Source organism: Pseudomonas sp. OV226, assembly GCF_003148705.1.
Taxonomy (GTDB): Bacteria; Pseudomonadota; Gammaproteobacteria; order Pseudomonadales; family Pseudomonadaceae; genus Aquipseudomonas.
This window is the reverse complement of record NZ_QGGS01000006.1, coordinates 96,752-110,221: the sequence shown is the minus strand read 5'-3', so window position 1 is coordinate 110,221 and position 13,470 is coordinate 96,752. Positions and strand designations below refer to the sequence as shown.

The following is a 13,470-nucleotide window of genomic DNA, read 5'->3' as shown; positions in this document are numbered from 1 at the left end:
GCGGGGGCGGGTGCTGCGCCTTTTTCATGTCACTCGTCGACTTTTCAAACAGAACCCTGGAGCCTGCCCACTGATACGAGAGGTGACCCATGAGTCTGCTGCTTGAACCCTATACCCTGCGTCAATTGACCCTGCTCAACCGTATTGCGGTCTCTCCGATGTGCCAGTACTCCAGCGTCGATGGGCTGGCCAATGACTGGCACCTCGTCCACCTCGGCAGTCGCGCTGTCGGCGGTGCCGGCCTGGTGTTTACCGAAGCCACGGCGGTCACCGCCGACGGGCGCATCACCGACCAGGACCTCGGCCTGTGGAACGACGAACAGATCGAACCCCTGCAACGCATCACGCGCTTTATCGCCGCCCAGGGATCTGTGGCCGGTATCCAGTTGGCGCACGCCGGGCGCAAGGCCAGCACCCATCGGCCGTGGCTCGGCAAACATGGCAGCGTCAAGCCCGAAGACGGTGGCTGGGTGCCGGTGGGGCCTTCGACGATTGCATTTGACCCGCAGCACACCCACCCACGGCAGCTCGATGAAAGCGAGATCGCCGAGGTCGTCCAGGCTTTTGTTGACTCGGCCCGGCGCGCACTGACCGCTGGTTTCAAAGTGGTCGAAATACACGCCGCCCACGGTTACCTGTTGCATCAATTTCTTTCGCCCCTGAGCAATCAGCGACGCGATCAATTTGGCGGTTCGTTCGAGAACCGGATTCGGCTGGTGCTGCAAGTCACTGAAGCGGTGCGTGCGGTATGGCCTGAAGAGCTGCCGCTGTTCGTGCGGGTGTCGGCTACCGATTGGGTGGAAGACGGCTGGAACCCGGATGAAACGGTAGAGCTGGCGCGACGCCTCAAGGCGTTGGGCGTGGACCTGATTGACGTTTCCTCGGGCGGTACGGCAGCCAATGCCGAAATTCCGACAGGGCCCGGTTATCAAACCCGCTTCGCTGAGCGTGTGCGCAAGGAGTCGGGCATTGCCACTGGCACGGTTGGAATGATTACCGAGCCGGCGCAGGCCGAGCACATTTTGCGCACCTGTCAGGCGGACATCATCTTCCTGGCCCGTGAGTTGTTGCGCGACCCGTATTGGCCGTTGCATGCCGATGATGACCTGGGTGGACGCAAGGCCATCTGGCCGGCGCAATACCAACGCGCGACCCATCGGGAGCAGCCGATTCATGAGTCGGATTTGCGTGACTGATTGACGCTGTAAAACCAAAAAGCCCCGGTCGAGTTGACTGGGGCTTTTGCGTTTCTGTGCACTGAGGTTTGTTGTCTGTCAGGCCCTCATCGCGAGCAAGCTCAGCTCCTACAAGGGTATCGTATCGAACGCATACACTTGTAGGCGCTGAGCTTGCTCGCGATGGGGCCAGCCCAGACAACCATTAACTGTCAGGTGTACTTACGCTTATCCGGCGCTGGCGGGAAATACTGATACAACCAGGTTTCACTCAACGTCCGGTCATTGGTTCGAATGAACAACCGCAGCTCCACCGGCTCGACGCTGTCATTGGTCGGGAACCAGTCGAAGGTGATGCGGTAACCCTTGATGTCATCGAGCACCAGCACGTTGAAATCCTTCACCTGCCCGTTCGAGCACGTCACCACCGGCTCGATCCCGGCACCTTCGGGCAAGCGATCGAGGCCGCCGCCAGTGAAGTCCACGGCAAAACGCCGCGCCCAGACTTCGGGGTAGTGCTCGCCCGGCGCCCAGCCCTCGGTGAAGCCGCCCATGCCCGAACGGGTGGCGTTGACCCGAGCCAATGGCGTGCCGACCGGTGGCAGCGCGCTCCAGTACAGCTTGTAGCCATAGTTCAGGGAGTCGCCGGCCGCGACCGGTTTTTTCGGGGTCCAGAACGCGACGATGTTATCCAGTGTCTCACCGGTCGTAGGAATTTCCAGCAGATCGATAGAGCCTTCGCCCCATGCGGTCGTAGGTTCTACCCACAGGCTCGGACGCTTGCTGTACCAGTCGACCGTGTCCTGATAGCTGGCGAATTCATGGTCCGTCTGCACCAGGCCGAAGCCTTTGGGATCGGTGTCGGCGAAGGCGTTGAATTGCAGTTTCGCCGGGTTGTTCAGTGGGCGGCAGATCCACTCGCCGTTACCGCGCCACATCGCCAGACGGTCCGAGTCGTGAATCTGCGGGTGAATGGTGTCGCACATGCGCCGTTCATGGGTGCCACAGCTGAACATGCTGGTCATGGGCGCGATCCCCAGTTGCTCGATGGCAGTACGCGCGTTGACGTGGGCATCGACCGCCATGACCACCTGATTGGCCTGGCAATCGATGTCAAAACGGTAAGCGCCGGTGGCGCTCGGCGAATCCAGCAGGGCATAGACCACAAAACGGGTGCTGTCCTTGTCCGGAGTCTCGAACCAGAACTTGGTGAAGTCCGGAAATTCCTCGCGCTTCTTTGCGTAGGTATCGATTGCCAGGCCGCGTGCCGACAGCCCGTATTGCCCGGTGCTATCCACCGCTCGGAAATAACTCGCGCCAAGGAAGGACAGCACATCGTGCCTGTCCAGCTCCGGGGCCTTGAACAGCTTGAACCCGGAAAACCCCAAATCGCCCGTCAGTTGTTTGGTGTCGACCGTGGTTTTTTCATAGTTGAACAGGGAAGGGCGGAAATGCACCTCGCGCGCCTGACGCGTCTTGGGATCGACGCTGTACATGCGAACCGGCTGCTTGAACCCCATGCCGACGTGGAAAAACTGCACGTCCAGCTGACCGTTCAGGTCTTTCCACAGCGAATGGTTCGCGTCGTAGCGGATGGCGTTGAAATTCTGCGGCGTCATGGTCGCCAGCGTTGGCGGCAGCACCTGCTTGGTGTCCTGATAGCGGTTGCCGGCAAGTTGCTTGGCCTGAATTTTCAGTGCTTCGAAATCGAAGGCCTGGGCCTCGCCATCCGCTGTGCCATTGCCCGCCCAGGCGCGGGCGGCCAACAGGCCGGTGGCAGACAAACCGGTGTAAGCCGCGATGGCCATGGACGCTTTGAGCAAGTTCCTGCGATGCATAAGTACAACCTGTCGTGAACAATCCCGCGCCGTTCCTGGCACGTGCTGGATCAAAAATATCGGTTCGGACATGCCTTCGGCCAAACGCAACGGACTTTAAACAGATGCCAAATAGCTTAAACCGTTCGATTGCAGACAAGAATTGATGGGTAACACTTTGTCAGTGCAGCAATGAAACAAGAAATGTCGGTGAAGTTTTCCGACAGTACTTTCTGATTTATAGGGCATTTCTGCTTTTTTTGACTAATTACTCTAAAAATCGCTTTTCAGCGCGCAGATAGTTTCTATTCTGTGGTCATGACCGGTTTCTGCCCTTCAGGCCGGCGACTGATGAAGAGGAAAGGGCGATGCGGTTTTTGAAGTTTCCACAGACCTATAGAAGGACATCGTCCATGACGAAAGTACAAGGACTCACCGATATGTTAGGAATCCTTCCGTGCCTGGCGAGTGGCCGGCGAAGGCGTCGGCTCAGCCCGGACGAGCTGAAGTTGCTGCAACGGTATCGCGAGCTGTCGGAGAGCGACCGGATTGCGATGCGGTATCTGGTGGATGCGATGCGGAGTGTTTCGCGGTTTTGAAGGTTTGAGATTAAGTCTTGTTGGAAAGCCAAGGGGCGGACTGTGAAGTCCGCCCCTTTTTCATGTGCGCCCAGCATGGGCGCAATCTTGTGGGTGAAAGTCCCGCCGTAAGCTGGCCACAGCGAACGAAGTGAAGCGCAACTGCATGAGGGCGACCGAGTGTGGGGAGGAAGCGTGGATCGAAACCGTGAGCCGATGGACAAGAACCGGATACAAGGCGATGCCGACCAGGGCGAGCGGGCATGTAACTGCGAAGCTCTTGTGGTCAAAGGGGCGGCAACGTAAATCCGGCGGTTGTGCGGGGAAGGATTGCGTTCTTACCTGGGGAGATCTCGCCTCACGCCTGAAAGGGCGACGGCGCTAGCCGGAGCGAGAAGTCAGCAGAGGCCGTAGTAGTCTTTTTTTTGACGAAGGGCCGAACGAGAGAAAGCGTTATAGGCCATGTTGATGCGAACGACCGGAAGTCAGATGCCTGCCAAACGCGGGGCGGACGGAGATAACGAGCGGTGAAGCCGTGAGAAGTCCCGTCAGCGACGAGGTCAATCGCCCGCAAGATGAACCCGATAACGCAGGGCAAGGGCTGCTGGAGCGGGCCTTTGCGAGAGAAAACCTGAAACGGGCGTGGAAGCGGGTCAAGGCCAACAAGGGTGCAGCGGGCGTCGATGGTCTGGATATTGAACAGACCGCCGAACACTTGCTCACCCAGTGGACCGCGATTCGTGAACAGCTTCTCTCAGGTGTCTACCGGCCCAGTCCGGTACGCCGCGTGGTCATCCCCAAGTCTGACGGCGGCGAACGCGAGCTGGGTATTCCAACGGTCACCGACCGCTTGATCCAGCAAGCGTTGCTGCAAGTCTTGCAGCCATTACTCGATCCGACGTTCAGTGAACACAGCTACGGCTTTCGTCCTGGACGCTCTGCGCAGGACGCCGTTTTGGCGGCTCAGCGTCATGTGTCTTCAGGGCGCAAAGTGGTGGTGGATGTGGATCTGGAGAAATTCTTCGACCGGGTCGACCACGACATTTTGATGGATCGGTTGCGCAAGCGGATTGCGAATCGGGCGGTTATCCGGCTGATTCGGGCGTATCTGGATGCGGGAACGCTGATCGATGGCGTGGTCGAGAACAGCCGCTGCGGGGCGCCGCAAGGCGGCCCGCTGTCGCCGTTGTTGGCGAACGTGCTGCTGGACGAAGTGGATCGGGAACTTGAGCGTCGAGGTCATTGCTTCGTGCGCTATGCCGACGATGCGAACGTGTATGTTCGCAGCCGCAAGGCTGGGCAGCGGGTAATGGCTCTGCTAAAGCGTCTGTATGAAAAGCTGCACTTGAGCGTCAACGAGAGCAAGAGTGCAGTAGCGAGTGCGTTTGGCCGCAAGTTTCTTGGCTTTGCCTTTTGGGCGTCGCCCAAAGGCGTCAAGAGAACGGTAGCAGTCAAAGCGCGCAAGCAGTTCAAACAACGCATCCGCTGGTTTACCCGGCGCTCAGGTGGTCGCAGCTTGCAACAAGTTGTCGATCGATTAAGGCCCTACATGCTGGGCTGGAAGGGCTATTTCGGCTTGTCGCAAACCCCCAGAATCTGGCGAGAGCTGGACAAATGGATACGACACCGACTACGAGCAATCCAGCTCAAGCAATGGCGGCGTAGTGCAACGATCTATCGAGAGCTACGCAAGTTGGGTGCAAGTGAGGTTACTGCCCGCAAAGTGGCGGGAAACTCTCGCTCCTGGTGGCGCAATAGCGCTCTTGAACTCAACCGAGTGCTCGATATGGCGTGGTTCGACAGAACGGGTTTACCGCGTCTCTCCTGACCTCAATCTCTCGAACCGCCCGGTGCGGACCCGCATGCCGGGTGGTGTGGCAGGGGAACGGCCTGTGAAGGCCGTCCCCTATGCCGATCTTTTACCCTGTCTTCAACTGCAAGTGCCCATGATCTTGAAGGGTCGTTGTACTTGCATCAGGTCAGGCATGTCCCGCCATTTGATCCAGGCTTGATGTTGCCAATGCAGCAGCGGCACCGAGATGCCTGCCCATTGCAATGAACTCAGGCTTGGAATGTTATCCACAGCAGCTTTCGACTCACGCAGGGTAGGTATGACCTCGTTGCTCAGCCATTGGCGCAAGTTTCGGTTTTCCGGGACGAAATGGTGAACCAGCAGGGCGTACATCCCAGATTCGCTGACCATCAACGATTCAATGGTTTTGCCGTTCCTCAGCAACAAGACCTGTTGCCGTTCCTCAGCAACAAGACCTGTTGGCGCTGATCGGGATCGAGCTTCAGGGTGAGGCGTTGATCCAGAGGGCGGCCCATCAGGCGACCGAGGTCCTGGACGCAGAACCAAGCCTGGTTGGCGTGCATGAAGGTGTGAAGAAAGCGGTTGTGGCGGGTGAAGACGGTTGGGGTGAAATGAGAATGGATTTTGGACGGATTTAGCGTGTGCTCAAGCATTTTCGACTCCATGTTGAAAAGGAGCCGCCACTGATCCTTCGACAGATTTGGGGGGCGGACCGTGCGGCGTTCGAAGTCGGGACATTCTCGATCAACATGAAGCCAAGAGGCCCGCGCCACACGGCCCACCATAAAGCGAAACTGAAAGGCAAAAAATTGCCCCAGTTCATATGGGGGCGCGGATGCGCCATGTTGATAGTGTTCCGGCTTCGACCCCGGGTCGCTGATTTGGCAGCGACGAGGTAAAGCCTATCTCTCAGGCGCTCGCGGCGCCAAGTCTACTCTGGCGACGCACGCCGTAGGAATGGGGCTTTTAACTTGAAGGCTCGGGCTGTAGGAATTTCCTGTTTTTGCTTGAAATGCACTGATGCAGCATCCCAGCCCAGGTTTTTCCTATAGTTTTTTCGTTTTCAGGAACGAACTGCAGGTTTGCTACATGTTGATCGAATTCTCTGTTTCCAACTATCGCTCCTTCCGTGACAAACAAACCCTGTCCATGGCTGCGACGCCGCGCTTGAGCAAAAAGCGCAACCTGTTCGCGCCGCCGGTAAATGGAGAAAAACTGCCGGATTTGTTGAAGGTGGCGGCGATCTACGGGCCGAATGCGTCTGGTAAATCTTCGCTCATTCGGGCGATGGGAATCATCGGACAGTTGCTCACAGCATTACCGTCCTCAAATGATGAACCGCTACCGGTTTCGCCCTTTCGTTTTGACCCGAAACTCCAACATGAACCCAGTTGTTTTGAGTACAACTTCATTCAACGCGGGCTCCGATATCGGTTTGTTCTGCGCCTGACTGCTCTGCGGATTATCGAGGAACAACTGGTTTCATACCCCAAAGGCAAGGAAGTGCTGCTGTATCAGCGTCGTTTTGCGGAGGAGGGTGAGCAGTATATTTTTGGAGCACACCTTGAGGGTGGTAAAGAAGTCCACAATGCGTGGCGGCGTCTGACGAGCCCCAAAACATTGTTTATTTCGCAGGCGATAGCGAACAGTAGCGAAGAGCTGACCCAGTTGCGGGGTCCGTTTGGCTGGTTTCAAACCGGTCTACTCGTGATCGAGCAGAACAACTTCATGGGGCTGTCAGCCGCGTCCATCAGATTTCTGAAGATTGCTTCGGATCACACCGGCAATTTGCGAGATTTTCTAAAGGATGTGGATATCCCTGTGTCAGCTATCCACCTCAACACCGAAGACGCGGAATCTGTTCAACCTGCAAAAAAACTCACGCTGAAAGAGTTCTTTGCGGCCGCCCAAAAAGACAAAGTTACCCTGACGCATACGAGCCTTCTTGGAAAAGCCGAATTCGATTTTTCAGAGGAGTCGGGGGGTACAAAAAACCTGATCGGATTCTGGCTGCCCTGGTTCATGATCAATCACGCCGATGGGAGCGGGATTCTTTCTGTCGATGAGTTGGACAGCAGCCTTCACCCTTCAATCGTTGATGACCTGATTGAGAAACACTTGGACAGTGGGCTGGATACTCAACTGATCTTTACCACCCATGACACTCATCTAATGAACGCCAAAACACTTCGGCGCGATCAGTTCTGGATCACCGAGCGCGATGCCAACGGTGCAACCTGTCTTTATTCGGTTCACGATTTTGAAGGACGAGAAGGAGAGGACGTCGAGAAGCGCTACTTTGAAGGCCGTTATCGCGGATTACCGTTGATAAGGCGGGGCTGATCATGGCACGCCCTATACGGCTGTTTGATCGAAAGGCATCCCGGTTCAAGCCTCAACCCAAAGTGCTGATTCTCTGTGAAGACAGCAAGTCAGGAAAACGATACCTGGAAGAGGCCGCATTTCATTTTCGCGCCAATGCTCAAGTGGACATTGCCCACTGCGGCATCACACACCCAAGTGGCATTGTAAAAACAGCCATCGCCCGTCAGAAAGGATTCGATAAGGTGTTTTGTGCCTTGGATCGCGATACGCATTTGTGTTTTGAGCGAGCAATTAATCTGGCTAGGCCGCATCCGAAAATCAAAGTTATCGCTTCATACCCCTGTTTTGAGTTTTGGCTTCTTCTGCATTTCGGGTTCAATCGAAAGCCTTTTCGTGCGGTCGGGAAGTGCTCTCCAGGCGACTTGGTAGCCAAGAGCCTCAGAGAAAAGCCCAACATGGATAAGTATGCGAAGGGCGAAGACATCAACTATTTCGCCAAACTCTTGGGGGAGCCATTTCAAAGGGCAAGAGCTTTAGCGCCAAAGATTATCGAGGATGTCGCCATTAGCGGCGAAGCCAACCCGAGTACCGAAATCCATCTATTGATGGACGAGTTTGAAAGTCTCTCCAAACCTCAACCGATTTAACACCACCAACCCAGCCCGCATCGCTGCGGGCTGAGAAAGTACCTTTACCGACTAACCTTCCACGCATCCCCCGCAGGCGCAGTCCCGTGGTCATACGGCTTGGCAATCCACATGTACAACAACCCCAGGCCAATCACGATGGCCGTGCTCAGCACCATGGCGTAGTTGATGTACCACGCCGCATCCGGCGTACGCGGCCAGGCCATGTTGATGATTGCGCCAATGCCATACGCCAGCGCGCCGATGTTCACGATCCAGCCCCACGCACCGAGGGTGAATTTTCCGCTTGGTTTCCAGCCTTTCATACGGGCATAGAGAGCCCCGAGCACGATCATCTGGAACGCCAGGTAGATGCCGATGGCCGCGAAGCTGACGATGGTTGCTACCGCGTCCTGCAGGAAGAAGCCCAGCACGATGATCAGCGCCGGCAGGACGCCGGACACGAATAGCGCTGCAACCGGAACCTGGGTCGTAGGAGAAATCTTCTTCAGCAGTGAGCTGCCGATGACCATTTCATCCCGAGCGTAGGAATACAGCAGACGACTCGCCGCCGCTTGCAGGCTGATGACGCAGGAGATGAAGGAAATCATCACCACGCCCATCACCACTTTTGAGCCGACCGGGCCGAAGGCGTTGTTGAGGATTGTGGTGACCGGGTCCTTGTCGGTGCCGTTGATCACGGCTTGCATGTCCGGCACGGCGAGGATCAGTGCCAGGCAAGCAAACATTGCCGCGATGCCGCCGATGTAGATGGTCATGCGCATGGCCACCGGGATTTTCTTGCTCGGGTTCGGGGTTTCTTCGGCCACATCGCCGCAGGCCTCGAAGCCGTAGTACAGGAACATCCCCGCCAGCGAAGCGGTCAGGAAGGCTGGCAGGTACGAGCCGTCAACACTGATGTCGAAGGTGTTGAACAACACGCTGAGCGGTTGATGACGTTCGAAGACCAGCAGGTAAACGCCGACGATCACCGCGCCCACCAATTCACACAGGAAGCCGAACATGGCGATGCGCGCCAGCACCTTGGTGCCGCTGAGGTTGACCAACGTGGCAAACAGCGTCAGCAACAGCGCGATGATGATGTTGGTGTTGTTGCTCGGTTCAAAACCCATCATGGCCGCCAGGTACGGACCGGCACCCACGGCAACCGCGGCGATGGTCACGCACAGGGCGATGGAGTAGATCCAGCCGACCATCCACGCCCAGCGCTTGCCCACTAAACGACGGGCCCACGGGTAGACGCCACCGGAAATCGGGAATTGCGAAACCACTTCACCGAAGATCAGGCACACCAGCAACTGGCCGCATCCGACCAGCAAATAGGCCCAGAACATCGGTGGTCCGCCAGCGGCGAGGCACAGGCCGAAGAGGGTATAAACCCCTACGACGGGCGAGAGGTACGTGAAGCCCAGGGCGAAGTTTTCCCACAGGCTCATGCTGCGATTGAAGTTCGACGTGTAACCCAGTTTGCGTAACTGCTCGGCGTCGCTGTCAGCGACGGGGACAGCAAGTTCGGGTGTTGTATCCATGGTGTTAGCTCCGGAAAATCGGCAGATTTCGGATGTCCGAAACCGTGGCGGGGCCATGACGGCACTGCCCGGATCGGTGGTTATTGTTTTGACTTCTTTGGTTTGGTGCCTGGTGGTGCGGGTGCCGGTTTCTTCCTTGAGTTTGCGGTGACGCCATCGCGGCGGTGCGGCGATCCGACAAGCCCGGCTCCTACAGGTATTGCAGTGAACCTGTAGGAGCAAAGCTTGCTCGCGATGTTTTTAATGCTTGAACATCACATGCCGGACGACGGTGTAGTCCTCCAGCCCGTACATCGACATGTCTTTGCCATAACCGGACAGTTTCTGACCGCCGTGAGGCATTTCGCTGACCAGCATGAAGTGCGTATTCACCCAGGTGCAGCCGTACTGCAAGCGGGCAGACATGCGATGCGCGCGACCGACATCCGCCGTCCAGACCGACGACGCCAGGCCGTAGTCCGAATCATTGGCCCAGCCCAGCACTTGGGCTTCATCGCTGAACTTTGTGACCGACACCACAGGCCCGAACACTTCGCGGCGAACAATTTCGTCATCCTGCTGGGCGTCGGCCAGTACGGTCGGCTCGAAGAAGAAGCCATTGCCGTCCACCGACTTGCCGCCGGTGATCAAACGGATGTGCGGTTGTGCAATGGCGCGCTCGACAAACCCGGCCACGCGGTCGCGATGTTGGGCGGTGATCAACGGCCCCAGTTCGGTCGACGGATCATCCTGCAAGCCGTACTTGATGCTGCTGACCGCCTCGCCGAGCTTCTCGACGAATTTTTCGTAGATGCCTGCCTGCGCGTAGATGCGGCATGCCGCCGTGCAGTCCTGACCGGCGTTGTAGAAACCAAAGGTGCGGATGCCTTCCACGGCGGCGTCGATGTCGGCGTCGTCAAAGATGATCACCGGGGCTTTGCCGCCCAGTTCCATGTGCATGCGTTTAACCGTATCGGCGGTGCTGGAAATGATGTTCGAGCCGGTGGCGATCGAACCGGTCAGCGACACCATGCGCACTTTCGGGTGCGTCACCAACGGGCTGCCCACGGTAGGACCACGGCCAAACACCAGGTTGAGCACGCCGGCCGGGAAAATTTCCGACGCCAGTTCGGCCAGGCGCAGGGCGGTCAGCGGGGTTTGTTCCGACGGCTTGAGCACCACGGTATTACCGGCGGCCAGGGCCGGGGCGATTTTCCAGGCGACCATCATCAGCGGGTAGTTCCACGGCGCGATGGAGGCGATCACGCCCACCGGATCGCGGCGGATCATCGAGGTATGGCCCGGCAGGTATTCACCGCCCGCCGAACCGCTCATGCAACGGCTGGCGCCGGCGAAGAAGCGGAACACGTCGGCAATCGCCGGGATCTCGTCGTTCAACGCGGCGCTGTACGGTTTGCCGCAGTTGTCCGATTCCAGTTTGGCCAGTTCTTCGCCATGGGCTTCGATGGCGTCGGCGAGTTTGAGCAGCAGCAGCGAGCGTTCTTTGGGCGGGGTTTGCGACCAGCTGTCGAACGCGGCATCCGCCGCACGCACGGCGGCATCGACCTGGGCTTCGCTGGCTTCGTTGATTTCGATCAGCACACGACCCAGGGCCGGGTTGAACACGGGTTGGGCGGGGCCTTCGCCGTCGATCAGTTGGCCGTTGATCAAGAGTTTGGTTTGCATGGCATTGTCCTCATTGACGCTTTTATTTTTCTGTCTGAACCGGCTCTAAATGTAGGAGTGAGACCGGCTTGCCGGCGATAGCGGTCTTACAGTCGACATCACTGTTGAAAGACAGTCAGTCATCGCGAGCAGGCTCACTCCTACAGAGATTCGGTTCCTTCAGTGGTTATTCGGTTATTTCCCGCCGCTGCCCGCGACGCTCTCACCGCCCCGGGTCAGGTAATAGGCGCCGAGGATCGGCAGCATGGTCACGATCATCACCAGCATCGCGACGACGTTGGTCACCGGCACGTCCCGTGGGCGGCTGAGCTGGTTGAGCAGCCACAGCGGCAAGGTGCGTTCATGGCCGGCGGTGAAGGTGGTGACGATGATTTCGTCGAACGACAAGGCAAAGGCGAGCATGCCGCCGGCCAGCAACGCCGAGCCGAGGTTCGGCAGGACGATGTAGCGGAAGGTCTGCCAGCCATCGGCGCCGAGGTCCATGGACGCTTCGATCAGGCTGTGTGAAGTACGGCGCAAACGGGCGATGACGTTGTTGTAGACGATCACCACGCAGAAGGTCGCGTGGCCGACGATGATGGTGAACATCCCCGGCTCGATCCCCAAGGTCTTGAAGGTCGCCAGCAAGGCGATCCCGGTGATGATCCCCGGCAACGCAATCGGCAGGATCAGCATCAGCGAAATGCCTTGCTTGCCAAAGAAGTCGCGCCGGTACAACGCCGCTGAAGCCAGCGTGCCGAGGACCATGGCGATCAGCGTGGCGATCGAAGCGATCTGCAACGACAACTTGATCGCTTCCAGCACGTCGGGGCGCGAGAACGCCACGCCGATCCACTTCAGGGTGAAACCCTTGGGCGGAAAGCTGAAAGCCGCGTCTTCGGTATTGAAGGCGTACATGAAGATGATCAGGATCGGGAAGTGCAAAAACACCAATCCGCCCCAGGCTGCGATTTTCAGGCCCCAAGAGGCTTTGTCAGAGTGCATCGAAGGCCCCCAGTCGTTTGACGATGGACAGGTAAATGGCGATCAGCACAATTGGCACCAGCGTGAAGGCCGCGGCCATCGGCATGTTGCCGATCGCGCCTTGCTGGGCGTACACCATGCTACCGACGAAGTAGCCCGGCGGGCCGACCAGTTGCGGCACGATGAAGTCGCCCAGGGTCAGCGAGAATGTGAAGATCGAACCGGCGGCGATGCCGGGAATCGACAGCGGCAGAATCACTTGCATGAAGGTCTGGCGTGGCTTGGCGCCAAGGTCGGCCGAGGCTTGCAGCAAGGACGGCGGCAGACGTTCCAGCGATGCCTGGATCGGCAGAATCATGAACGGCAGCCAGATGTAGACGAACACCATGAAGCGCCCCAGGTGCGAGGTCGACAAGGTGCTGCCGCCCACGGCCGGAATGCCCAGCACAAACTGCAACACCGGCTCCAGCCCCATGTGTTGAACGAACCACTGCGCGACGCCGCCCTTGGCCAGCAGCAAGGTCCAGGCATACGCCTTGACGATGTAACTGGCCCACATCGGCATCATCACCGCGATGTAGAAAAACGCCTTGGTCTTGCCGGTGGTGTAGCGCGCCATGTAGTAGGCAATCGGGAACGCGACGATGGCGCTGGCAATCGACACGACGACAGCCATGCTCAAGGTGCGCAGGATGATGTCGAAGTTCGACGGCTGAAACAGCGCTGCGAAGTTCGCCAGGGTCAGGTCGGGTGTGACCGCCATGGTGAAGTCATCGAAGGTGTAGAAGCCTTGCCACAGCAGCACCAGCAACGAGCCGAGATAGATCGCGCCGAACCACAGCAGTGGCGGCACCAGCAGCAATGACAGGTAAAAATTCGGCCGGCGATACAGCAGGTTGGAAAACCTGCGCAACGGCGAGCCGCCGGCCGGGGTTTGAGGGATAACCACGCTGGTCAT

The 13,470-nt window shown here is 58.0% G+C and carries 10 protein-coding genes and 1 pseudogene; 5 read left to right on the top strand and 6 right to left on the bottom strand.

Annotation, left to right across the window (positions count from 1 at the left end; translation table 11 throughout):
• Positions 1-89 precede the first annotated feature (89 nt).
• The gene (locus C7534_RS13350; protein WP_046029058.1) at positions 90-1,196 is read left to right on the top strand and encodes an NADH:flavin oxidoreductase/NADH oxidase; all 1,107 of its coding nucleotides are present in this window, start codon (positions 90-92) and stop codon (positions 1,194-1,196) included.
• A 191-nt stretch (positions 1,197-1,387) separates the two neighbouring features.
• Here C7534_RS13350 and C7534_RS13345 read toward each other — a convergent pair whose 3' ends face one another.
• The gene (locus tag C7534_RS13345; RefSeq protein ID WP_077430816.1) at positions 1,388-3,013 is read right to left on the bottom strand and encodes a glucan biosynthesis protein D; all 1,626 of its coding nucleotides are present in this window, start codon (positions 3,011-3,013) and stop codon (positions 1,388-1,390) included.
• Positions 3,014-3,405: 392 nt separating this feature from the next.
• On the opposite strand from C7534_RS13345, the gene C7534_RS13340 reads away from it, so the two are divergent.
• Both C7534_RS13340 and ltrA read left to right on the top strand, forming a co-directional pair.
• Positions 3,406-3,591, top strand: a complete 186-nt coding sequence (locus tag C7534_RS13340) for a hypothetical protein (RefSeq protein WP_046029626.1) — start codon at positions 3,406-3,408, stop codon at positions 3,589-3,591.
• 514 nt (positions 3,592-4,105) lie between these two features.
• Positions 4,106-5,398: a group II intron reverse transcriptase/maturase gene (gene ltrA / locus C7534_RS13330; RefSeq protein ID WP_109786034.1), complete on the top strand. Its 1,293-nt coding sequence runs from the start codon at positions 4,106-4,108 to the stop codon at positions 5,396-5,398.
• Between the two features lie 102 nt (positions 5,399-5,500).
• Here ltrA and C7534_RS13325 read toward each other — a convergent pair.
• Positions 5,501-6,036: pseudogene (locus tag C7534_RS13325) on the bottom strand (BRO-N domain-containing protein).
• Positions 6,037-6,472: 436 nt separating this feature from the next.
• On the opposite strand from C7534_RS13325, the gene C7534_RS13320 reads away from it, so the two are divergent.
• A complete protein-coding gene (locus C7534_RS13320; protein WP_046029628.1) occupies positions 6,473-7,726 on the top strand; it encodes an AAA family ATPase in 1,254 nt (417 codons plus the stop codon).
• A gap of 2 nt (positions 7,727-7,728) precedes the next feature.
• Positions 7,729-8,355, top strand: coding sequence for an RloB family protein (locus C7534_RS13315; RefSeq protein WP_077430814.1), 627 nt, complete (start codon positions 7,729-7,731; stop codon positions 8,353-8,355).
• 44 nt (positions 8,356-8,399) lie between these two features.
• On the opposite strand, the gene C7534_RS13310 is transcribed toward C7534_RS13315, so the two are convergent.
• The 4 genes from C7534_RS13310 to C7534_RS13295 all read right to left on the bottom strand — a co-directional run bounded on the left by C7534_RS13310 (position 8,400) and on the right by C7534_RS13295 (position 13,470).
• The gene (locus tag C7534_RS13310) at positions 8,400-9,884 is read right to left on the bottom strand and encodes an APC family permease (protein WP_046029071.1); all 1,485 of its coding nucleotides are present in this window, start codon (positions 9,882-9,884) and stop codon (positions 8,400-8,402) included.
• Positions 9,885-10,124: 240 nt separating this feature from the next.
• Positions 10,125-11,549 carry a gamma-aminobutyraldehyde dehydrogenase gene (locus tag C7534_RS13305; protein ID WP_109786033.1) on the bottom strand — a complete coding sequence of 475 codons (1,425 nt, stop codon included), beginning with the start codon at positions 11,547-11,549 and terminating at the stop codon, positions 10,125-10,127.
• A gap of 174 nt (positions 11,550-11,723) precedes the next feature.
• Complete coding sequence (locus tag C7534_RS13300) at positions 11,724-12,533, bottom strand: ABC transporter permease (protein ID WP_046029074.1); 810 nt, start codon at positions 12,531-12,533, stop codon at positions 11,724-11,726.
• Positions 12,523-13,470 carry an ABC transporter permease gene (locus C7534_RS13295; RefSeq protein WP_077430812.1) on the bottom strand — a complete coding sequence of 316 codons (948 nt, stop codon included), beginning with the start codon at positions 13,468-13,470 and terminating at the stop codon, positions 12,523-12,525. Before C7534_RS13295 ends, C7534_RS13300 begins: the two co-directional genes overlap by 11 nt.

Coding starts and splice junctions, on each gene's coding strand:
- C7534_RS13315 (WP_077430814.1), top strand. CDS start 7,729: ATGGCACGCCCTATACGGCTGTTTGATCGAAAGGCATCCCGGTTCAAG.
- C7534_RS13350 (WP_046029058.1), top strand. CDS start 90: ATGAGTCTGCTGCTTGAACCCTATACCCTGCGTCAATTGACCCTGCTC.
- C7534_RS13320 (WP_046029628.1), top strand. CDS start 6,473: ATGTTGATCGAATTCTCTGTTTCCAACTATCGCTCCTTCCGTGACAAA.
- C7534_RS13345 (WP_077430816.1), bottom strand. CDS start 3,013: ATGCATCGCAGGAACTTGCTCAAAGCGTCCATGGCCATCGCGGCTTAC.
- C7534_RS13295 (WP_077430812.1), bottom strand. CDS start 13,470: ATGACCAGCGTGGTTATCCCTCAAACCCCGGCCGGCGGCTCGCCGTTG.
- C7534_RS13310 (WP_046029071.1), bottom strand. CDS start 9,884: ATGGATACAACACCCGAACTTGCTGTCCCCGTCGCTGACAGCGACGCC.
- C7534_RS13305 (WP_109786033.1), bottom strand. CDS start 11,549: ATGCAAACCAAACTCTTGATCAACGGCCAACTGATCGACGGCGAAGGC.
- C7534_RS13340 (WP_046029626.1), top strand. CDS start 3,406: ATGACGAAAGTACAAGGACTCACCGATATGTTAGGAATCCTTCCGTGC.
- C7534_RS13300 (WP_046029074.1), bottom strand. CDS start 12,533: ATGCACTCTGACAAAGCCTCTTGGGGCCTGAAAATCGCAGCCTGGGGC.